The sequence below is a fragment of the Arthrobacter rhombi genome (assembly GCF_039526245.1).
In the GTDB taxonomy this organism is placed as follows: Bacteria; Actinomycetota; Actinomycetes; order Actinomycetales; family Micrococcaceae; genus Arthrobacter_H; species Arthrobacter_H rhombi.
This window is the reverse complement of sequence record NZ_BAAAIV010000007.1, coordinates 50,278-71,635: the sequence shown is the minus strand read 5'-3', so window position 1 is coordinate 71,635 and position 21,358 is coordinate 50,278. Positions and strand designations below refer to the sequence as shown.

At 69.4% G+C, this 21,358-nt stretch carries 18 protein-coding genes and 1 pseudogene; 8 read left to right on the top strand and 11 right to left on the bottom strand.

Going from position 1 to position 21,358, the window contains the following annotated elements:
• Positions 1–30: 30 nt before the first annotated feature.
• The 3 genes from ABD088_RS06995 to ABD088_RS06985 are packed head-to-tail and all read left to right on the top strand — an operon-like array spanning position 31 to position 6,241.
• Positions 31–1,017 carry a quinone oxidoreductase family protein gene (locus tag ABD088_RS06995; RefSeq protein WP_343901035.1) on the top strand — a complete coding sequence of 329 codons (987 nt, stop codon included), beginning with the start codon at positions 31–33 and terminating at the stop codon, positions 1,015–1,017.
• Complete coding sequence (locus ABD088_RS06990) at positions 1,014–4,886, top strand: Pls/PosA family non-ribosomal peptide synthetase (RefSeq protein WP_343901034.1); 3,873 nt, start codon at positions 1,014–1,016, stop codon at positions 4,884–4,886. Before ABD088_RS06995 ends, ABD088_RS06990 begins: the two co-directional genes overlap by 4 nt.
• Positions 4,883–6,241: a M1 family metallopeptidase gene (locus tag ABD088_RS06985; RefSeq protein ID WP_343901033.1), complete on the top strand. Its 1,359-nt coding sequence runs from the start codon at positions 4,883–4,885 to the stop codon at positions 6,239–6,241. The genes ABD088_RS06990 and ABD088_RS06985 overlap by 4 nt, the downstream gene beginning before the upstream one ends.
• On the opposite strand, the gene ABD088_RS06980 is transcribed toward ABD088_RS06985, so the two are convergent.
• On the bottom strand, positions 6,177–6,971 hold the full coding sequence (locus ABD088_RS06980; RefSeq protein ID WP_343901031.1) for a 4'-phosphopantetheinyl transferase family protein: 795 nt from the start codon (positions 6,969–6,971) through the stop codon (positions 6,177–6,179). The two genes, ABD088_RS06985 and ABD088_RS06980, sit on opposite strands and share 65 nt — an antisense overlap.
• A 42-nt stretch (positions 6,972–7,013) precedes the next feature.
• On the opposite strand from ABD088_RS06980, the pseudogene ABD088_RS06975 reads away from it, so the two are divergent.
• Positions 7,014–7,598: pseudogene (locus ABD088_RS06975) on the top strand (DUF2087 domain-containing protein); the annotation flags it as partial.
• Positions 7,599–7,634: 36 nt separating this feature from the next.
• Positions 7,635–8,150, top strand: coding sequence for an aminoacyl-tRNA deacylase (locus ABD088_RS06970; RefSeq protein ID WP_372711264.1), 516 nt, complete (start codon positions 7,635–7,637; stop codon positions 8,148–8,150).
• A 95-nt stretch (positions 8,151–8,245) separates the two neighbouring features.
• On the opposite strand, the gene pheT is transcribed toward ABD088_RS06970, so the two are convergent.
• Entirely contained in the window at positions 8,246–10,792 is a 2,547-nt protein-coding gene (gene pheT, locus ABD088_RS06965; RefSeq protein ID WP_343901029.1) for a phenylalanine--tRNA ligase subunit beta, read from the bottom strand.
• A 2-nt stretch (positions 10,793–10,794) separates the two neighbouring features.
• Positions 10,795–11,880 (bottom strand): phenylalanine--tRNA ligase subunit alpha, encoded by a 1,086-nt coding sequence (gene pheS, locus ABD088_RS06960; protein WP_343901028.1) that lies wholly within the window; start codon positions 11,878–11,880, stop codon positions 10,795–10,797.
• A 169-nt stretch (positions 11,881–12,049) separates the two neighbouring features.
• Between pheS and ABD088_RS06955 the strand changes: the two genes are divergently transcribed.
• A complete protein-coding gene (locus ABD088_RS06955) occupies positions 12,050–13,966 on the top strand; it encodes a penicillin-binding transpeptidase domain-containing protein (protein WP_343901027.1) in 1,917 nt (638 codons plus the stop codon).
• A gap of 1 nt (position 13,967) precedes the next feature.
• Positions 13,968–14,426, top strand: coding sequence for a hypothetical protein (locus ABD088_RS06950; protein WP_343901025.1), 459 nt, complete (start codon positions 13,968–13,970; stop codon positions 14,424–14,426).
• On the opposite strand, the gene pcp is transcribed toward ABD088_RS06950, so the two are convergent.
• The 7 genes from pcp to infC form a co-directional block, all read right to left on the bottom strand.
• A complete protein-coding gene (gene pcp, locus ABD088_RS06945) occupies positions 14,398–15,012 on the bottom strand; it encodes a pyroglutamyl-peptidase I (protein ID WP_343901024.1) in 615 nt (204 codons plus the stop codon). The genes ABD088_RS06950 and pcp overlap by 29 nt on opposite strands.
• A complete protein-coding gene (locus ABD088_RS06940; protein WP_343901022.1) occupies positions 15,009–15,461 on the bottom strand; it encodes a (deoxy)nucleoside triphosphate pyrophosphohydrolase in 453 nt (150 codons plus the stop codon). The genes pcp and ABD088_RS06940 overlap by 4 nt, the downstream gene beginning before the upstream one ends.
• Positions 15,458–16,429, bottom strand: coding sequence for a cation diffusion facilitator family transporter (locus ABD088_RS06935; protein ID WP_343901021.1), 972 nt, complete (start codon positions 16,427–16,429; stop codon positions 15,458–15,460). The genes ABD088_RS06940 and ABD088_RS06935 overlap by 4 nt, the downstream gene beginning before the upstream one ends.
• A 126-nt stretch (positions 16,430–16,555) precedes the next feature.
• Entirely contained in the window at positions 16,556–17,497 is a 942-nt protein-coding gene (locus ABD088_RS06930; RefSeq protein WP_343901020.1) for a TrmH family RNA methyltransferase, read from the bottom strand.
• A 110-nt stretch (positions 17,498–17,607) separates the two neighbouring features.
• Positions 17,608–18,291, bottom strand: coding sequence for a 50S ribosomal protein L20, sunset domain variant (gene rplT, locus ABD088_RS06925; RefSeq protein WP_343901019.1), 684 nt, complete (start codon positions 18,289–18,291; stop codon positions 17,608–17,610).
• 104 nt (positions 18,292–18,395) lie between these two features.
• Complete coding sequence (gene rpmI, locus ABD088_RS06920) at positions 18,396–18,590, bottom strand: 50S ribosomal protein L35 (protein WP_343901017.1); 195 nt, start codon at positions 18,588–18,590, stop codon at positions 18,396–18,398.
• 117 nt (positions 18,591–18,707) lie between these two features.
• Positions 18,708–19,781: a translation initiation factor IF-3 gene (infC, locus tag ABD088_RS06915; protein ID WP_343901016.1), complete on the bottom strand. Its 1,074-nt coding sequence runs from the start codon at positions 19,779–19,781 to the stop codon at positions 18,708–18,710.
• Between the two features lie 233 nt (positions 19,782–20,014).
• Between infC and ABD088_RS06910 the strand changes: the two genes are divergently transcribed.
• Positions 20,015–20,383: a DUF1844 domain-containing protein gene (locus ABD088_RS06910; protein ID WP_343901015.1), complete on the top strand. Its 369-nt coding sequence runs from the start codon at positions 20,015–20,017 to the stop codon at positions 20,381–20,383.
• Between the two features lie 60 nt (positions 20,384–20,443).
• Here the strand turns inward: ABD088_RS06910 and ABD088_RS06905 are convergent, their stop codons facing one another.
• A complete protein-coding gene (locus tag ABD088_RS06905) occupies positions 20,444–21,358 on the bottom strand; it encodes an SseB family protein (RefSeq protein ID WP_343901014.1) in 915 nt (304 codons plus the stop codon).

Below are 21,358 nucleotides of genomic sequence, written 5' to 3'. Positions count from 1 at the left end.
TGCCATCATCATGCCCGAAGGAGCGACACCATGCCGTATGCACTGCAGATCCCCCAGGCCGGAGGACCCGAGGTCTTCGAGAAGATCGAGGTGGACCGGCCCACCCCCGCCCGCGGACAGCTGCTGGTCCGCATCGCCGCGGCCGGCGTGAACTTCATTGAAACCTACCAGCGCTCCGGCGTCTACTCGGTGCAGTACCCGCTGGTTCCCGGTTCCGAGGGAGCCGGCACCGTCGAGGAAGTGGGCCCGGGGGTGGAGGGCTTCTCCGTCGGCGATCGGGTGGCCACCGCCGAGGGAACAGGCAGCTACGCCGAATACATGGTGCTCGACGCCGAAAAGGCGTTGTCCGTTCCCGCCACGGTCTCCGACGAGGTCGCCGCGGCGCTGCCACTGCAGGGCATGACCGCCCACTACCTGATCAACAACAGCTACCATGTCCAGCCCGGGGACACCGTGCTCACCTACGCAGGGGCCGGTGGGGTGGGCCAGCTGCTCATCCAGCTGCTTAAGCTCCGCGGCGCCACGGTCATCACCACCACCTCCACCCCCGCGAAGGCCGAGTTGGCCCGGGCCGCCGGAGCCGACCACGTCCTGTCCTATGACGAGGTCCCGGACCGGGTCCGTGACATCACCGGCGGGGTCGGGGTGGCCGCGGTCTACGACGGCATCGGCAAGGACACCTTCGAGGGATCGTTGGACTCGCTGCGCACCCGGGGCACCCTGGTCTTGTTCGGCGGCGCCTCGGGCCAGGTCCCGCCGTTCGACCTGCAGCAGCTCAACGCCCATGGGTCGCTGACCGTGACACGCCCCAAGATCGCTGACTTCCTGCTCGACGCCGATGAGCGGCGCTGGCGCTCAGCGGAACTCTTCGATCTGGTCGCCGCCGGCACACTGCAGGTCGCCATCGGCGAGCGCTTCGCCCTCGAGGACGCCGGTGCGGCGCACACCGCCCTGGAATCGCGGGCGACGACGGGCAAGGTCCTCCTGGTTCCGGGAACGTCCGGGACGCCGGCGTGAGCGGAGGTCCGGCTCAGCTTCCCGGTAGCGAACGCACGCCGGAGGCACGGACCCTCATCGACATCCTGCTCGCCAGCGCCCAGGCGCACCCGGAAGCCCCGGCCCTGGACGACGGCGACGTGCAACTGAACTACGCGGACCTGGTGCACGAAGTGAAGGCCCGGGCACAGGAACTCCACGCCCGGGGCCTGGGTGCCGGCGACCGGATCGGCATCCGCATAGCGTCCGGTACGCGGGAGCTCTACATCTCCATCCTGGCGACGTTGTTCATCGGTGCCGCCTACGTGCCCGTCGATGCCGACGATCCCGACGAGCGCGCCCGGACCGTCTTCACCGAGGCGGGTGTCGCCGCCATCCTGCGCACCGGGGGCGACGCCACCATCGCCCCGGATCGCCAGGCACCGCACCCGGCGCCGCGGCCCTGCGGCCCCACTGACGACGCGTGGATCATCTTCACCTCGGGTTCCACCGGCAAACCCAAGGGCGTGGCCGTCACGCACCGCTCCGCCGCGGCCTTCGTGGACGCCGAGGCCCGCCTCTTCCTGCAACAGCACCCCCTGGGCCCGGAGGACCGGGTGCTGGCCGGGCTCTCCGTGGCCTTCGACGCCTCCTGCGAGGAAATGTGGTTGGCCTGGCGGTACGGTGCCTGCCTGGTGCCCGCCCCACGCTCGCTGGTGCGCTCCGGCGTCGACCTGGGGCCCTGGCTCATGACCCGGGGCATCACCGTGGTCTCCACAGTTCCCACGCTCGCTGCCTTGTGGCCGCCCGAAGCGCTGGAGAACGTCAGGTTGCTGATCTTCGGCGGCGAGGCGTGCCCACCCGAACTGGCCGCCCGGCTGGCGGTGCCCGAACGCGAGGTCTGGAACACCTACGGTCCCACCGAGGCAACCGTGGTCGCCTGCGGTGCCCTGATGAGCGGCGAGGGGCCGATCCGCATCGGGCTGCCGCTGGACGGGTGGGACCTGGCCATCGTGGATCAGCAGGGCCACCCCGTCGCCGCGGGCGGGACCGGGGAACTGATCATCGGCGGTGTCGGGCTCGCCCGCTATCTGGACGCCGAGATGGACGCCCTGAAGTACGCGCCCATGGAAACCCTGGGCTGGGAGCGGGCCTACCGCAGCGGGGACCTGGTCACCTACGACCCTGAGGGCCTCATCTTCGTCGGACGCGCCGACGACCAGGTCAAACTCGGCGGACGGCGCATCGAACTCGGTGAAGTCGATTCCGCCCTGCAGGCGCTTCCCGGAGTGGCAGGTGCCGCAGCCGCCGTCCAGACCACCGCCGCGGGCAACCAGATCCTGGTCGGATACCTGGCAGCTCCGGAGGGCTTCGACACCGCTGCAGCCCGCGACGCACTCGCCACCGAACTCCCGGCAGCGCTCATCCCGCTGTTGACCGTCGTCGATTCCCTCCCCACCAAGACCAGTGGCAAGGTGGACCGCCACCAACTCCCCTGGCCCCTCCCCGGAGCCGCTGACGCCGACGACGACGCGGTGCTGCCGGCGCTCGATGCCGACGCCACGTGGATCGTGGGGCAGTGGGAAGCGGTGCTGGGCTCGAAGGTCGGCAGCCTCGACACCGATTTCTTTGCCAGCGGGGGCGGCTCGCTGACCGCGGCCCGGCTCGTCTCGGCCCTGCGCGAGCGCTACCCGACGGTCACCGTCGGCGAGGTGTACTCACACCCCCGGGTCGGTTCCCTCATCGAGGCCCTCGCCGGTACGGCAGCCGTGGGGCCCCCGGTCGAGCCGCGGGTCATCGCCCGCACCACCCGCAAGGCCCAGGTCTTCCAGACGGTGATGGCGGCTCCCCTGCTGATCCTGGTGGGCATGCGCTGGCTGACGTATCTCATGGTGCTCAACAACCTCCTGGCCGCCACCGGGGTGCTCCCCGGCGCTCCGACGCTGTCGTGGTGGTGGGTGGCGGCCTGCCTGCTCGTCTTCGTCAGCCCGGCGGGCCGGATGGTGATCTCGGTGGCCAGCGCCCGGCTGCTGTTGCGTGGCCTGGAGCCCGGTTCCTACCCGCGTTCGGGGAGGGTCCATCTCCGCCTGTGGTTGGCCCAGCACATCGCCGACCTGGTCGATCCGGTGTCCTTGGCCAGCGCCCCGTGGGTCCCGTACTATGCCCGGGCCTTGGGTGCGAAGATCGGCAGCGACGTGAACCTGCATTCGGTTCCGCCGGTCACGGGAATGCTCCGGGTGGGCCGTGACGCGTCCATTGAACCCGAGGTCGATCTCTCCGGCTACTGGCTCGAGGGCGACCGCATCCACATCGGGGCCATCGACATCGGCCGCGGCGCGACCATCGGGGCACGCAGTACCCTGCTGCCCGGTGCAATTGTCGGGGAGGACACCGAGATCGAACCCGGCTCCGCGGTTTCCGGCAGGACCAAGGACCGCGGCCGCTATTCCGGTTCCCCGGCCACCCGCACCGGCAAGGCCCGCCACCCCTGGCCGGCCGAACGCCAGGTGACCCGTGGTGCCGGGACCATCGCCTACGCGCTGGCCGCCGGCCTGCTCTCGCTGATCCCCTGGATCAGCAGCCTGGCCGCCGTCCTCGTCGTGTCTTCCCTGCTCTCCGGCGGCACGTCCCTCTCCGGCGCGCTGCCCACCGTCGCCGCTGCCATCCCGTTGGCGGCCGTTGTCTGGTTCGGCGGAAACATGGTCCTGATCCTGGCCTCGGTGCGGCTGCTCTCGATCGGCATCGTGGCCGGGTGGCATCCGGCGCGCGGCCGGGTCGGCTGGCAGATCTGGGCCACCGAACGCCTGCTGGACATGGCCCGCGACCTCCTGTTCCCGCTGTATGCCAGCCTCTTCACCCCGGTGTGGCTGCGCCTGCTCGGGGCGCGGGTCGGACGCAACGTCGAGGCCTCCACCGTGTTGCTGTTGCCCAAGATGACCACCATCGGGCACGGCGCCTTCCTGGCCGACGACACCATGGTCGCCTCCTACGAGCTCGGCGGCGGCTGGATGCATGTGGCCCCCGCCAAGATCGGCAAGCGGGCGTTCCTCGGGAACTCCGGCATGGCCGGTGCCGGGCGCCGCGTGCCGAAGAACTCGCTGGTGGCCGTCCTCTCCGCCACGCCGTCCAAGGCCAAGGCGGGGACCTCATGGCTGGGTAGTCCGCCCGTCAGACTGCGCCGCACCGCGATCGCCTCCGACGACGAGCTGACGTACCACCCGCCGATGCGGTTGAAGGTCCTGCGCTCGCTGTGGGAACTGTGCCGTGCCGTGCCGGTCATGGTCTCCGTCGGCATCGCCGTGCTGCTGATGCTGGCCATGGATGCGCTGGCCCTGCAGCTGGGCTACCTGGTGGCGGCGGTGCTCAGCGGGTTGCTGATCCTGCTCGCCGGCGCCGTGGCGGCGGGAAGCGCCGTTGTGGCCAAGTGGGTGCTGGTGGGTCCCATCCGCGTCGGAGAGCACCCGCTGTGGAGCTCGTTCATCTGGCGCAACGAGGTGGTCGACGCCTTCATCGAGATGGTCTGCGCCCCGTGGTTCGCCCGATCCGCGTCCGGTACCCCGGCGCTGGTGTGGTGGCTGCGCCTGCTCGGTGCCAGGATCGGACATGGCGTCTGGTGTGAAAGCTACTGGCTGCCTGAACCGGATCTGGTCCGCCTCGGCGACTCCAGCACGGTCAACCGCGGCACCGTGGTGCAAACCCACCTCTTCCACGATCGCGTCATGGCCATTGATACGGTGGAACTCGGCGCAGGGTCCACCATGGGTCCGCATGGCGTCATCCTTCCCGCAGCCTCCTTGGCGGCCGGGGCCACCGTCGGCCCGGCCTCGCTGGTCATGCGCGGGGAGACCGTCCCACCGTCCAGCTACTGGATGGGAAACCCCGTGAAACCTTGGAATCCACCCACCCCATGAGCACCCACACCACCCCCACCCCCGCTGCGCTGCCCGATCCCTACGTGCCCGAATCGGGCAGCGCCGGGTACCGCGTGCTGCACTACGCGCTGGATCTTTCCTGCAAGCTGGCCGGGAACCGTTTGGATGGCCGGGCGGTCATCACCGCGGTGGCCGTCGAGGAGTTGGCCCGTATCGAGGTCGACCTGATCGGCTTGCAGGCCTCCAAGGTCCAGGTCAATGGGAAGAAGGCGGCGAAGTACAGCCAGCGTCGGGGCAAGCTGCTGATCACCCCCGCCCAGCCGGTCGCCGCCGGGGCCGAACTGCAGCTGGACATCCGTTACGGCGGCACCCCACAACCCCGCATGGGGACCTGGGGCGACGTCGGGTGGGAGGAACTCGAGGACGGGGTCCTGGTCGCCGGGCAGCCCAACGGGGCGGCCACCTGGTTCCCCTGCAACGACCACCCCAGCCAGAAAGCCACCTTCGAACTGGCGATCAGCACGGACGCCGGCTACCGGGCCATCTCCAACGGGGAACTGGTCGCCCATGGGCGCACCGCCAGCCAGGAGCACTGGAGGTACCGGCAGGCCGAACCGATGGCCACCTACCTGGCGACCCTGCAGATCGGCAGGTACACGGTCCAGCCGCTGGAACCGGAGCGCGAGGAGGACCCGCACCAGACGGCCTTCACCCCGGCGGTGCTGGCCCGTCGGACGCGCACCGCGCTGAAGGACCAGCCCCGGATGATGGCGACGTTCATCGAGGCGTTCGGCCCCTACCCGTTCGACGCCTATGCAGTGGTCGTCACCGAAGACGAGCTTGAGATCCCGTTGGAGGCCCAGGGCCTGTCGATCATCGGCCGCAACCACCTGGCCCCCGGCTGGGAACAGCAACGGCTGATTGCCCACGAGCTCTCCCACCAGTGGTTCGGCAATTCGCTGACCGCTTCACGCTGGCAGGACATCTGGATGCACGAGGGCTTCGCCTGCTACGCCGAATGGATCTGGTCCGACGCTTCCGGCGGGCTGGACTGCGCCGCGCAGGCCAACGCCGCCTGGGAACTGCTCGCCGCCGGGCCACAGGATCTGGAAGTGGGCCGTCCCGGCGCCGAGGACATGTTTGATGACCGGGTCTACAAACGTGGCGCCCTGGCGGTCCACGCCCTGCGCTGTGCCGTCGGCGATGCGGAATTCTTCTCCACGGTGCGGGCCTGGGTGGCGCAGAACCGCCACGGATCCGTCGACTACCCGGCGTTTGCCGCCTTCCTGGAAGCGCGGGGCCCCGCAGGCTTCGACGCGGACGCCGTGCTCAGCCCGTGGTTGTTCCAGCCGGAGCTGCCGCCAATGCCGGCAGCAGCACCAACGCCGCGGTAAGGGTGGCGGGGACGTCGGCTGGAAGTGCCGGCCAGTCCACCAGTGCACCCGCGGCTTCCAACGCCGGATCGCTGCCAGCGCCGGCCACCACCGGCGGGGCCGCGCCACCGGTGATCCCGGCGCCGAGCGCCTTGCCCAGGGCTTCCTTGGCGGCCCACCAGTGCGCCCGCTGGCCGGCCCGTTCATGCGGTGGCACGCGGCCCAGCAGCTCCCGTTCCCCCGCCGAGAGCACCACCTCATCCAAGGCCGACCCCACGTCCCCGGCGAACCCCGGGTCCGCGGCGTCGGCCAGGTCCACGCCCAGGCGCACCGGCCCGCCCGCCGCGTGCGGGCGTCCGGCCAGTAGGAACCACCCGGCACACCGGCTGTAGCTGAGGTCCAGCGCAACGCGTGGGGAGTCCCGGTGCAGCGTCGGCCCACCGTGCGCCCCCGAACCGCACGCCGGGCACCATTGGTGCACGTGTAGTCGCCCCGGCGCACCCAACGCCCAGGCGTCGGCGGCCAACTGGCGCAGCAGCAACCGGCCGGCCAGGAACCGGCCCCGGGGCGAGTCGGCTTCGCGCAGCACCGCACCACCGTGGAGTGCCGGCACATCGCCGTCGTGCCCCGGTCCCGTGTAGGCGGCAGCCCGGGCGCGTTCGCCCTCCCCCAGCCAGGCCAGCGGCAGGCCGACGGCCGCTGACCAGGGCGCCGCGCTGAGCACCGTGTGGCGCGGTCCTGCCACCGTCATCGTTCCCCCTTGCCGTGTCCAGCCCGTCCGGACCTCCAGTTTATGGTGCCGGTGGGGTCCCACTCCGCCGGGGATAGGCTGGCACCACCACTGCACCAACCACCCGGGAGACCCATGACACGGCACGACGACGGGGCGGCACCTGCCGCCGATGGCTGGCGGCCCGTGATCGCGGCCCTGGCCAACGCGGAACAACGCCTGCTGCTGGCCGAGGTCATCGCCGAGGAGGCACGGCGCCGCGAGGCCACGGTCACGGACCGGCGCCGGGAGAAAGGGCTGGCACAGCTGGCCTCCGCCGGGCTGCTGGCAGCAGAGGACGACGGCGGATGGCGCGTCGACGCCTCCGGGCTCCGCGCGCTGCTGTCCGCCCCGGCCGCCGCGGCGCGCCCGCGCTCCGGCGACGAGCTGATCGACCGGTTCGTGCGGGACGGCCGCATCCACACCTACCCCGCCAAACCGGCCCAGCGGCACGCACTGCTGCAATGGGCGGCCCGGCAATCGATGGCGGCCGGCGAGGTCCTGACGGAACCGGGGATCACCGCCCGCCTCGGCCAGCTCACCGACGATCCGGCGACCCTGCGCCGCTATCTCGTCGACGCACACCTGGTGTCCCGCTCCCCCGACGGATCCGGATACCGGCTCGCCGGGAGCGGTGCCGCGAGTCTGCCGGAAGCCGGCGCGGCGGCGGAAGTTCCGCCGGTCGGTGGCCACGACGACGGGCCGGCGGCAGCGGCGGCCCGCGCCGCCGGGCTGGAGGTCACGGTGACCCGCCACGGCCAGGTGTCCAGTCTGGCCGAGGCCGCGGCTGCCCGGGGCATCGCACCACGGGACCTCATCAAGACGCTGGTGGTGCGCCGCAGCGATGACGACTACGTCTTCGTGCTGGTGACCGGGGATCGGACGTTCTCCTGGCCCAAACTCCGTGCCCTGCTGGGCACCAACCGCCTGTCCATGCCCGATGCCGCGGAAGCGAAGGACGTCACGGGGTATGAACGCGGGACGATCACCCCGTTCGGCGCGGCCCGTCCCCTGCCGGTCTACGCCGATGCGGAAATGACCGGGCGGAGGATCTCGATCGGCGGCGGTGCCCACGGTGTGGGCCTGACACTGGATGCCGACGCCGCCCTGGGTGCCCTCGGGGCGACAGTTGCCGATCTGTCGGATTCGCCCGGCGCCTGAGCCGGGCCCAGGCCCAGCCCACGAAAAACGGGGCAGGAACCCCGCTGGGAGGTTCCTGCCCCGTCGTCGTCCGGGGTGCGCGTCGGCGCTGCGCGTCAGCGCTGGACGGCACCGAACTTCTCGGCAGCAGCGGCGACTGCCGCCGCCCGTGAGGCCGAGGCCTCGTCGGCCGTCAAGGTCCGGTCTGCGGCACGGAACCGCAGCCCGAACGCCAATGACTTCTTGCCGTCCTCGATGCCCGGGCCCTGGTAGACGTCGAACAAGGCGACATCCTCCAGCAGCTCGCCGGCACCCAGGCGCAGGGTCTCCAGCACGTCGCCGGCCACCACGTCGCGGTCCACGACCAGGGCCACGTCCTGGGTGGAGAGCGGGTAGGTGGACAGCGGGCGGGCGACCACCAGATCGGCCGCCGCCTCGAACAGGACGTCGACGTCGATCTCCATGGCCACCGTGCGGGCCGGCAGATCCAGCTCGGTGAGCAGCTTCGGGTGCAGTTCGCCGGCACGGCCGACGTACTCGCCGGTGCGCAACGTCAGGGCAGCGGTCCGCCCCGGGTGGAACGCCGGGTGGCTGCCCTGGGCGATGACCAGCTCGACGCCGAGGATGTCCCCGACCAGGCGGGCCACGTCCAGTGCCGAGGCCCAGTCATGCGGGCGCGGTGTGGTCCCGGCTGCGGGGGCCGAGTCGTGGCCGAAGAGCACCGCACCGATGTGCTGCGGTTGGTGGGGCAGGCCGGCGTCGAGCCCGTCCAGGACCTCGTCGGAGGGGCGCACCCCCAGCGGCGGGATCTCGGGGCTGCCGAGCGTGCCCTCACCGGGCAGGTACACCAGCCCGGATTCGTAGACGGCCAGGTCGCGGAACCCCCGCGAGAGGTTCCGGCGTGCGGTGTCCAGCAGGCCGGGCAGGATGCTGGTGCGCAGGAACCCGAATTCGGCGGAGAGCGGGTTGGCCAGCTTCACCGCGGCGACCGTCCCGTCCGATCCCGCAGTGCCGAACATGTTGTTCTGCGCTGCGGAGACGAACGGGTAGCTGAGCACCTCGACCAGACCGGCGTCGGCCAGGCCCTGCATGACGCGGCGGCGCTGCTGCTGCACGCGGGTCAGCCCGCGGCCCGGAGCGGCCACCGGCAGGGTCGCGGGAATGTGCTCGTAGCCGACCAGCCGGGCGATCTCCTCGACCAGGTCCTCGCGGATGCGCAGGTCCGGCCGCCAGGACGGCGCGGTGACGCGCAGCGCGCCGGACACCCGTTCCACGGTGGCGCCCAGGTCGACCAGCGCGGTCTGGACCTGCTCGGGGGTGTATTCGACGCCGATCAGGCGGGACGCGTAGCCCTCCGGCAGGTCGATGACCGCCGGCTCGGGGCGGGTGCCCACATCGGTGGCGGTGTCCTCGGCAGTGCCGCCGGCCAACTCGACCAGCAGGTCCACGGCGCGCTGGGCGGCCTCATCGGCCACTTCCCAGTCCACTCCGCGTTCGAAGCGCTTGGACGCCTCGGAGGGCAGCTTGTGCCGGCGCCGGGACCGGGCGATGGCCACGGGGCTGAAGTGGGCAGCCTCGATGAGCACCGTCGTCGTGCTGGAGGAGACCTCGGTCTCGGCACCACCCATGACGCCGGCGACGCCGATGGGACCGCGGTCATCGGCGATGACGACGTCCTGTTCATGCAGCGTGCGGACCTTCTCGTCCAGGGTCTTGAGCTGCTCGCCCGCGGCGGCCCGGCGCACGACGATGTCCCCGCGCAGCGCGTCGGCATCGTAGAAGTGCAGGGGCTGGCCGAGTTCGAGCATGACGTAGTTGGAGATGTCCACGACCAGTGAGATCGAGCGCATCCCGGCCAGCCGCAGCCGCGAGGCCATCCACGGCGGGGTCGGGCGGGAGGAGTCGACGCCGGTGACGGTGCGGGCGACGAAGCGGTCGCAGCCCGGGGCGGCGTAGGCTCCTGCGTCGTCGGCGATGACCACCGGGTAGCCGGGCCCCGACGCCGTGGGGACGGTGATCCCGGCCGCCGGGTCGGTGAAGGACGTTGCCGTGGCGTGCGCATATTCGCGGGCCACCCCGCGGATCGAGAAGCAGTAGCTGCGATCCGGGGTGACGTTGATTTCCGCCGCCTGGTCGTACAGTCCCAGCAGCTCCATCGCGTCGGAGCCGACCTCGGGATCCAGGCCCAGGGTGGACAGGACCAGGATGCCATCGTGGTCATCACCGATGCCCAGTTCGCGGACCGAGGCGATCATGCCGGCCGAGAGGTGGCCGTAGGTCTTGCGGGCGGAGATCGCGAAGTCACCGGGCAGCACGGCCCCGGGAAGCGTCACGACGACCTTGTCGCCCTCGACGAAGTTGTGGGCGCCGCAGACGATGCCCTGCACTCCGGAGGGGTCGATCCCCTCGTGCGTCAGGGTCTGTGGCTGGCCCTCGGGCACCACGCGGACCTGGCACCAGTTGATGGTCTTGCCGTTGGACTGGGGTTCCTTGACCAGCGAGAGGACCTGGCCCACCACGATGGGCCCGGACAGCGAGTCGGTGGGACGGTGGACGTCCTCCTCCTCGAGACCGACCTTCACCAGGTCGGCCATCACGTCTTCGGCCGAGGCGTCGGCCGGTACCTGCGCGTATTCGCGCAACCAGGACAGGGGAATGCGCATGTCTAGATCTCCATCCCGAAGTGTTCGCTGAAGCGGATGTCGCCCTCGATCATGTCGTGCATGTCGGGGACGTCGTTGCGGAACATGAGCGTGCGCTCGATGCCCATGCCGAAGGCGAAGCCGGAGTAGACCTCCGGGTCGACGCCCGCAGCGCGCAACACGTTGGGGTGCACCATCCCGCAGCCGCCCCATTCGATCCATTGCGGGCCGCCCTTGGCGCCGGGGTGGAAGATGTCCATCTCGGCCGAGGGCTCGGTGAAGGGGAAGTAGTTCGGGCGCAGTCGGATGGCGGCTTCGGCGCCGAACATCTGCCGGGCGAAGTGCTCCAGCGTGCCCCGCAGATCGGCCATGGTCAGGCCCTTGTCCACTGCCAGTCCCTCGAACTGGTGGAAGACGGGGGTGTGGGTGGCATCGAGTTCGTCGGTGCGGAACGTCTTGCCGGGGCACAGCACGTACACGGGGAGGTCGCGTTCGAGCAGCGAGCGCATCTGCACCGGGGAGGTGTGCGTGCGCAGCACCAGATGCGATGCGGGCGGGTCGATGAAGAACGTGTCCTGCATTTCGCGGGCCGGGTGGTCCGGGGCGAAGTTCAGCGCGTCGAAGTTGAACCACTCGGATTCGACCTCGGGGCCCTCGGCGATCTCCCAGCCCATGCCCACGAAGATGTCGGAGACACGGTCCTGCAAGATGGAGAGCGGGTGCCGGGCTCCGGCACGACGGCGGTGCGGGGCCGCCGTGACGTCGACGGCCTCCTCCACGAGGATGCGGGCTGCGTGTTCCTCCTCCAGCACCGCGGTGCGCGCTGCGAGTGCCTGGTTCACGCGGCCGCGGGCACCGCCCATCAGCTTGCCGGCGGTCGCCTTCTCGGCCTTGTCCAGCCGGCCGATCTCGCGGTTGGCCAGTGACAGCGGGGACTTCTCCCCCGTGTGCGCCAGGCGTGCCGCCTTGAGCGATTCGAGGTCCGTGGCGTCGACGAACGCCGTCAGGGCCGCATCAACGGCGGCCTGGACGGCCGCCTCGTCGGTGGGATGGGGCGCCGGGCTCGCGGCCTCGGTGGTTCCACCGTTCGGTGGCGTGGGTTCAGACATGGGGGTGTACAGCCCTTTTCACAATCGCGGTGTGGTCCTGTTGCTGTGACCCAGTCTAGTAGTTCGATCCCCCCGCCCCGAATGCGGGTCCACCTGCCCGTTCCCGACACGGCCCCCCTCCTCTGCCACGCCTTGTGATCGGCTCCACACCCCGGCAATAATGATCACCATGCATGTAGCCCGGCGCCTGGCGCTGACGACCGTCCTGTCCACGCTGGCTCTGGGGGGCTTGTCCGCGTGCACCCCGGCGGTACCTGATCCCCAGCCCACCGCCGAATCGCTGGCCCGTGCCCTGGGGACCTTCGACTTCTCCTCCGTGGCGTTGCGGGGTGAGGACCCGTCGGCCGCGTCCACCGCCCTGTCCGAGGCGTTCGCCCCGCTGAAGGACATCAAGCACACCACCACCGTCGAATCGGTGCAGACCGCCCAGAACCAGGACACCCCCACGGCGACGGCGAAGCTCAAGACCGTCTGGGACATGGACGCCACGGAGAAGGACTGGGCGTATGAGAGCACCGCCCAGCTCACCTACGACTCCGGCGCCAAGGCATGGCAGGTCGACTACTCCCCCACGATCGCCCTTCCCGGGCTCGAGACCGGCCAGTACGTGGCCCTGAAAACCAGCAAGGCGGCGCGCGGACAGATCCGCGGGACCGACCAGGAGGCGCTCGTCAAGGACCGGCCCGTGGTCCACGTCGGCATCGACAAGAGCCGGTTGACCTCCGGCCAGGAGGCCTCCGCCGCCCAGAAGCTGGCGAAGCTGGTCAAGATCGATGCTGCCGGCTATGCCGCCCAGGTCAAGGGCGCCGGGGCACAGGCCTTCGTCGAGGCCATCACGCTGCGCGACGACAACCACCGGACCGCCACCGACGCCCAGATCGGGGCGATCCCCGGCGGCCGGGCCATACCCGATACCGAACCGCTGGCCCCCACCCGGACCTTCGCGCGCCCGATCCTGGGAAGCGTCGGGCAGGCCACCGCGGAGATCGTGGAGAAGTCCCAGGGCAAGACCAAGGCGGGCGACGTCGTCGGACTCTCCGGCCTGCAGGCCCAGTACAACGACCAGCTCTCCGGGACCACCGGTTATTCGGTGGATGTCTACGATGCATCGCGCCAACAGGTCAGGCAGCTGTTCAACCGCAAGCCCACCGACGGGAAGAACATCGTGGTCACCCTCGAAGCGGCGCAGCAGGAACTCGCGGAAAAACTGCTGGGCTCCGTCGACCCGGCCTCGGCACTGGTCGCCATCCGGCCCTCCGACGGATCCATCCTGGCCGCCGCCTCCGGCCCCGCGGACCAGGGGATGAACACCGCAATGCTTGGAAAATATGCGCCCGGGTCCACGTTCAAGGTCATCACCGCACTGGCCATGCTGCGCGACGGGGACACACCCTCCAGCAAGGTCAAGTGCCCGGCCACGCTGACCATCGACGGCAAGAAGTTCAAGAACTACGACGGCTACCCTGCGGCCAAGCTGGGCACCATCCCCCTCTCCGAGGCGATCGCCCAATCCTGCAACACGGTCTTCGTCCGCGGCGCCTCCTCGATGAAGGCCAGCCAGCTCACCGAAGCCGGCGCCTCCCTCGGGCTGAATGCGCGGCCCTCCGTGGGCGCTGCCGCCTTCCTCGGGTCCATTCCCGATGATTCGACGGGCACCACCCTGGCCGCCAACGGGATCGGCCAGGGCGTCATCGAAACCTCACCGCTGGGCATGGCCACGGTCGCCGCCTCGGTGGCCGCCGGCCGGACGGTATCCCCGCACCTGTTGGCCAGCCCGAAACCGGACACTGCCCAGGCACCACCCCAGAAGCTGGCCTCCGGTGAAGCCGCCGCGCTGAAGAAGATGATGGCCGGCACGGTCACACACGGGACCCTGGTGGACCTGCAGAAGGTTCCGGGGCCCACCGTCTACGGCAAGTCGGGTACCGCAGAATACGACGCCGACCACAATGCCCATGCCTGGGTCATCGCCATCCAGGGTGACCTGGCCGTCGCGGCGTTCGTGGCAGAAGGCAACGGGGGCGCGCAGACCGCCGGCCCCCTGGTCCGCGATTTCCTGACCGGTGTCCAGCAGGCCGGAGGCTGAGATGGACGGGCCGCGGCTGCGTTCGGTGGCCAACTGGGTCAACCTCTCGACCCCGGGAGGGCTCCTGCTGGCGCGGGTCGCGCGGTGCCGAGTGGTCTCCGGTAATCGTGGCCTGTACCTCGCCCTGGGTTATCGTCCACGGCTACCGGCGGCCGGCGCCTTCACCGTCGGCAACGTGGTCCTCTTCCGCCCGCGCTTCGATGACCCCTCCCGCTTCCCGGAACTACTCGCCCACGAGGAGCGCCACAGCACGCAGTACGCGATCTGCCTGGGGCTGCCGTTCCTGGTCCTCTACGCGGCGGCCGCGGGATACTCCTGGTGGCGCACCGGCGATCCCGCATCACGGAACATCTTCGAACGCGGCGCCGGGTTGGCGGCCGGCGGATACACCGAACGACCCCTGAGGCCGACGGCCGACGTGCTGCGCGGGCTCAGGCCAGGGAACCGGCGCCGAGGCTGACGTCGGCGGCGGGGTCCAGGGCCTCGCGTGCTGCCAGAACCAGGGCACGGGCCAGCTGCCCGGGGTCGGCACCACCGGGACCGGTCGCCGGGACGTGGATGAACCCTCCGCGCACTCCGGTCCCCTCCAGCTCGTGCATCACGGTGTAGAAGACCTGGTTGCAGGCAAACGTGCCGGCGCTTTGGGAGACCCGCGCGGGCAGGTCGGCGGCGTGCAGTCGCGCCAGCATGCGTTTGATGGGCAGGGTCGTGAAGTAGGCGGCAGGTCCTCCGGCGACGACCGGCACGTCGAGGGGCTGCTCCCCTGCATTGTCCGGAATCCGGGCATCGATGACGTTCAGCGCTGCGCGTTCCAGCGTGATCTCCGCGGTTCCTGCATTCAACCCGGTGCAGATGACCACCTCCGGGCGGTGGGTCAGCAGTGCCTGCCGCAGGGCTTCCGGGGCCGTGGCGAAGACGCAGGGAAGTTCGACGGCGGTGGCCGCCAGCCCGGCAGCGCGGAGCTCCGCCGCTGCCTGGCGTGCGGCGACGATGGAGGGGTTCGTGGCGTCGCCGCCGAAGGGCTCGAATCCGGTCAGCAGGATCATCGGTGGCCTGCCCCGTGCCCGGACCGGGTCGCCTGGCGTGCCACGATGGCGTCGACGATGGGCAGGTCGGCGGGGATCCATTCCAACGCGTCGATCTCGGTGCCCGCCAGGTCCACCCAGCGCAGCTCGTCATGGTCCTCCAAGGGTGCCGGGTCCCCCGCGGTCACCGCGGCCAGCCACACACGCATTGCTGCCGGGCCGGCCAGCTTCCACCCCTGGTCCGTCGGGCCGGTGACCTCGTGCCCCAGCGCGGCGTCGATGCCCAGCTCCTCCCGCAGTTCACGCAGCAGTCCGGCCTCACATGATTCCCCGGGTTCGACCTTGCCGCCCGGGAACTCCCACATCCCGGCCAGGGAGGGCGGGCTGGTCCGGCGGGCGGCCAACAGCCGGGTCGGGGCGTCCAGGTCATCCACCAGGGCAGCCCCGACGATCTGTTTCAGCCCGCTCATAGCTCGGCACCGCCGTCGTGCAGGGTGTCCGCCCCGGCGTCCTTCCCGGCGGCGGTCCCGGCCCGGGGGATGTCGGGTTCGAGGTAGATCACCGTGGCGGTCGGGACGGCGTCGCGGATCCTGGACTCGGCATCGTCGATGGAATCGGCGATCTGCTCACCGGTGGCTCCTGCAGTGATGCCGATCTTGGCGGCCACGAGGATCTCATCAGGGCCCAGATGCAGGGTCTTGAGGTGGATGATGGGCGTGCCGTCGGCGGCGATGGCGGCCTCGATCTTGGCGATGTTCTCCCGGGAGGCCGATTCGCCGAGCAGCAACGACTTCGTTTCGATGGCCAGGATGATCGCGATGCAGACCAGCAGCAGCCCGATCATCGCTGTTCCCGCGGCGTCGAAGATCCCGTTGCCCGTCAGCAGCGTCAGCCCCACGCCCAACAGGGCGAAGAACAGCCCGACCAGCGCGCCCAGGTCCTCCAACAGGATGACCGGCAGCTCAGGGGCCTTGGCCCGGCGCACGAACTGCACCCAGCTGGCCTGCCCCCGGGTGTGGTTCGATTCGCGGATGGCGGTGCGGAAGGACAATCCCTCGGCGATGATCGCACCGACGAGCACAGCCAGTGGGACCCACCACCAGCGGCCCTCGATGCCGTGCGGGTCCTTGAACTTCTCGTACGCCTCGTACAGGGCGAACAGCCCGCCGACGCTGAAGAGGATGATGGAGACGATGAACGCGTAGATGTAGCGTTCGCGTCCAAAACCGAAGGGGTGCTCGGCGCTGGCCTGCCGCCGGGAGCGCTTGCCGCCGACCAGCAGCAGCACTTGGTTGCCCGAGTCGGCCACCGAGTGGATGGCCTCGGCCAACATCGACGATGACTGCGTCAGCAGCCAGGCGACGAACTTGAAAAGTGCAATGGTCAGGTTGGCCGCCAAAGCCGCCACGACCGCCTTGCTCCCACCGGATGCTGCCATGGTTTCCGCCTTTGTCCTGGCGCGGGTGCGCCGTCGGGAATCGTCTACGCACACGCTACTATGCCGGGGTCCTGCCCGCTGCCGTGGGTTCTCGTGGACGGCTCGGGCAGAAGCGGCACCTGACGTTCAGGCCCTCCGGCGTTGCGCGCGCGCCGAGGCGTAGAGGCAGACGGTCGCCGCGGTGCCGACATTCAGAGACTCCGCCACCCCGTACAGGGGCACGGCCACGCGGTGCCCGGCGGCAGCGAGCTCCCGCTCGTCCAGCCCCTGGGCCTCGTTGCCGAACAACCACGCGGTGGCATCCTCCAGCCTCGGTGTCTCCCCGGGCACGACGGCGGTGCCGGACTGATGGCCGATGTCGCCCCCGGTGCTCGGCTGGGCCCCGCCCCGCCGTGCGGCGCTTTCATCCTGCAAGGCGTCCAGATCCACCGCCCCGTAGCCGTCGGCGGCCAATAGCTGGGACCCTGCTGCCGCGGCGGCCTCAACCACCTGTTGGAAGGCCACCCCGGTCACGATCGGCAGATGGAAGACCGACCCCACGGTGGATCGGACGGCCTTGGGATTGTAGATGTCCACGCTGCCCTCGGTCAGCACGATGGCATCGGCCCCGGCAGCATCTGCGGCCCGCAGAATGGTCCCGGCATTTCCGGGGTCCTGGACGCGGCAGAGCACGGCGACCAGACGGGGAGCGGCGCCGAACACCGCATCCAATGTGGTTTCTGGAATGCCGCAGACGGCAAGGATGCCCTGCGGAGTCACCGTGTCGGCCATCGCCGCAAGGACTTCTGGAGTGACGCTGCGCCAGTGGATCCGCCCGCGCCCCGTCGTCAGGTCGGGGTGCCGGTGGATGGCATCGGGAGTCGCGAACACCTCCTGGACGATCCCCTGATGGCCCGCCGAGACGGCGGCATCGTGGGAACGGAGGGCTTCCCGTACGGCTTGCGGTCCCTCGGCCAGGAATGCGCCGCGCTTCGACCGGCCGGAACGGGTGGCCAGCCGGGCCACCTCCTTGACGCGCTCGGCGCGGGGGTTGGCCATTTCTGGTTCGAAGCCATGCTCATCGTTCATGGGAAAACCTTATCGGGGTCGAGGTCCTGGTGCTTAAACGGGGGAAGGGACGGAATCCCTGGGGATTCCGTCCCTTCGACCGACGGGCCAAGCCCGTCAAGCAGCGCTTGCTACTTGGAGAACTGCTGGCGGGATTCTCCGCCAGCCGGCTCGAAGCCGGCGGCCTTGGCGGCCTCGACCGAGTTGAACCAGAACTCCGGCTGGGTCTGCTCGAACCAGGTCGAGCCCGGCACGTGGTACTTCATGGACTGGTTGCCCTTGATGACGTAGCCCTCGGGGGCGTCCTCGCCCTCAACGGCCTTCACGACGCCTTCGCCCTCGGTGGCGGCCTTGGGGGCAGCAGCCTTCGGGGCAGCAGCCTTGGGGGCGCTGGCCTTCTTGGCGGCCGGTGCGGCGGCAGCCTTCGGGGCGGCCGCAGTTGCCGGGGCGTTGACGTCTGCCGGGAGCGCGTCCTTGGCGACCTTGACCAGCGCGGTGAAGGCGTTGGCGTCGGAAATCGCCAGCTCGGAGAGCATGCGGCGGTCGACCTCGACCTCAGCGGCCTTCAGGCCCTGGATCAGACGGTTGTACGTCAGGCCGTTGGCGCGGGAGGCAGCGTTGATGCGCTGGATCCAGAGGCGACGGAAGTCACCCTTGCGCTTGCGGCGGTCGCCGTAGCTGTAGACGAACGAGTGGAGCAGCTGCTCCTTGGCCTTGCGGTACAGGCGCGAACGCTGACCGCGGTAGCCCTTGGCCCGCTCGAGAACGACCCGACGCTTCTTGTGGGCGTTGACCGCCCGCTTCACACGTGCCACGTGTGTACTCCTTAATATCTAGCCCTCGCTGTGCCTTGAATACGGCGACCAGCCCGGGGGAACTCCATGGATGGGTGGGAACGCAGGGTTCCCGGTGCGTCTACTTAGATGCCCAGCATCCGCTTGATGGTCTTGGTGTCCGCCTTGGCAACGATCAGGTCGCCCTTCAGCTGGCGCTTGAGGCTGGAGGGCTTGTGCTCCAGGTAGTGGCGGCGGTTGGCCTGCTGGCGCTTGAGCTTGCCGCTACCGGTGAGCTTGAAGCGCTTCTTGGCGCCACTGTGGGTCTTGAACTTCGGCATATCCGCCGTTCTCCTTACGTGCTCCCGTTGCCCTGTTCGGACCGGGGATCTTTGAGGTTTCCGGTGTTGGAAACCCGTGGGTCAGGTGTGCCGCCCCGAGGGGCGTACCGCAGCGGGCTACTTGCCCTGACGCGGTTTCGGGGTAGTGCGTGGTGCTGGTTTCGGAGCAGGCTTCGGAGTCGCTGTGGGCTTCGGAGCAGGCTTCGGAACCGCAACGGGTTTGGGAGCGGCTGCGGGCTTCGCCGCGGCTGCCTTGGGAGCTGCGGCCGCCGGCTTGTCTGCCGCTTTGGCCTCAGCAGCCTTGGGCGCTGGTGCCTTGGCGGTCTCCGCCTTCGGAGCCGCTGCCTTGGGTGCCGCCACCTTGGGCGCTTCGGCCTTGGGGGCTTCGACTACGGGAGCGGCCTTCGCTGCCTCCGCGTCCTTTTTGGCCTGCTCGGCATCCTTTTTGGCCTGCTCTGCGTTGTCGGCCTCGACCTGCGCCAGACGTGCCTGGAATTCCTCCGGCAGGTTGTCGCCCAATGACTGGGTCATGGCGGGCTTGTCGTCCGAGGTATCGACGCGGCCTTCCTTGACTGCAGTGGCCTTGGCCTTGTCCGTCTCGCGCTGCGCCTGGCGGCGGGCTTCGGCCTTGGCCTCTGCCTTGTTCTTCAGCGGTCCGACAACCATGACCATGTTGCGGCCATCGATGCGCGGGCTCGACTCGACGACGCCAACTGCAGCGACGTCCTCTGCGAATTTGTTCAGCAAGCGGATGCCCATCTCCGGACGCTGCTGTTCGCGGCCGCGGAACTGGATCATCGCCTTGACCTTGTCGCCGGCTCCGAGGAAGCGCAGGGCATGGCCCGTCTTCGTCTCGTAGTCGTGCTTATCGATCTTGAGTCGGAAGCGAACTTCCTTCAAGATCGTGTTGGTCTGGTTCTTGCGTGCCTCGCGTGCCTTTACAGCGGCTTCGTACTTGTACTTGCCGAAGTCCATCAACTTGCACACGGGGGGCTTTGCCGTCGGCGCCACCTCAACCAGATCAAGGTCGGATTCAGCGGCCAGACGCAATGCGTCCTCAATGCGGACAACGCCCACTTGTTCGCCATTGGGTCCAACCAGCCGCACCTCGGGGACGCGGATTCGATCATTAATGCGTGGATCGCTGATGTGTAACTCCTGCTGTTCGTAGTCCGAAACCGCCGACAACATGGAGAAGGCCTCCAGCTGCGGGGCAGATGAAGGCCTGAATGTTCGGCTGACGTACAACAGCACGCCACGGAACCATGGTTCCGATCCGAATGACCCGGCAACCTTGAACGGTTACAGCGGGTGGGAGTAGGCCTCCACTTGCGTACTGGCCGTGTCTACTCCTTGCATCCTGCCAGGTGGGGCGGAACACACGGAATAAGCAAAACCAGTCGGTCTGTGAAAAGCTTAGCAGCATGAGTACCCCTGAAACCAATCCGGACGCCACGTTCGGCGAGACCAATCATGTCCGCGACATCGCCGAAGTTGCTGCCGTGGAAGTCATCACGACCGCGGCTGTGCACCTGATGAGTGCTGCAGCGGTCAAGTGCGGGCTCGCCGAGGGCGAGGACGCAGAAGATCTGAAAGACCTGGACGAAGCGCGCAAACTCATCACAGCCCTCGCCGGCCTGATCACCGCAGCCGCTCCTGAAGTAGGCTCCCAGCATGCGGGTCCATTGCGCGACGGGCTGCGTTCGTTGCAGCTGGCCTTCCGCGAAGCATCCTCGATCCAGGATCCCCCGGGCCAGGGTCCGGGCGAGAAGTTCACCGGTCCGGTGAACTGACTCCCATCCCCTTGCTATCCAGGAGGCCGTCACTGTTGTGACGGCCTCCTTTTTGTTGGATTAAGCGCGAAGCCCCAGTTCGAGTGAATCGACCCGTCCCGCAAATTCCGCGTTGGTCCCCAGGGTCCGCTGCAATTCTTGGAGGATCGCCGTCGCCTCTTCCCTGCTGGTTTCCGGACGCAGCGTGACATCGATGCGCAGCTCCGGGCCAGGCCCTCCCCCGGGCACTACGCTGCCATCGGCGGCGCGCGAGGCAACCCCCCTGCCGGGCGCTGCGGCAAGTCCAACGATGGCCGACTCCGCGTCTGCGGCGGACTGCAGCACGGGGAGAAGCTCGGAGTCCGCGTAGCTGGGCGTCCACTCCCGCTGCTGGGCCAACGCCCACACGGCCGGCCGTCGGAGGACGAAGGTCAGCTCTGCGCCTGGATCGATCACGAGGAGCTGGGCTTTTTCCGCCACCGCCGACAGTGCGGCACGAGGGGCATATACGGCGACGGGACGAGCCTGTGCATGCCAGGACTGCATCCGGTCCACGCTGCTGAAGACTGGAAGTGCGGGCCGGCCGTCCGGGGCCTTGATGGTCACGAGCGCCATGTCGGCTTCCTTGTCCTCGGCGAATCCATGTTCGCCAATTCCCCCGTCCGCGAGTGTGGCCACAACGGGGACGAACACGCGGGCGTGTGCCAAGGCGCGATGGACCGCCTGCTCATCGCCGGTACCTGCCTTCAAGGCGGCGATCGCCGCCACGTAGGCAGGATCCGGCGATCCGTCGTCGGCGTCGAAGTTGTGCAGCGGGTTGCCCTCACCCGAAAGGTCCCGGCCCGACCACGCCTGTCCCGCAGAGTCGGATTCCTGGCCCGCCCTGAGGAGTGCCGCTTCGATATGCCCCGGAAGGTGACGGCCGATCTGTGGCCGTTCCCGGGCAAGGCCACCGTCGGCAGCGCCGCCCGGAACGGAGTGGTCATCGTGCGGCAT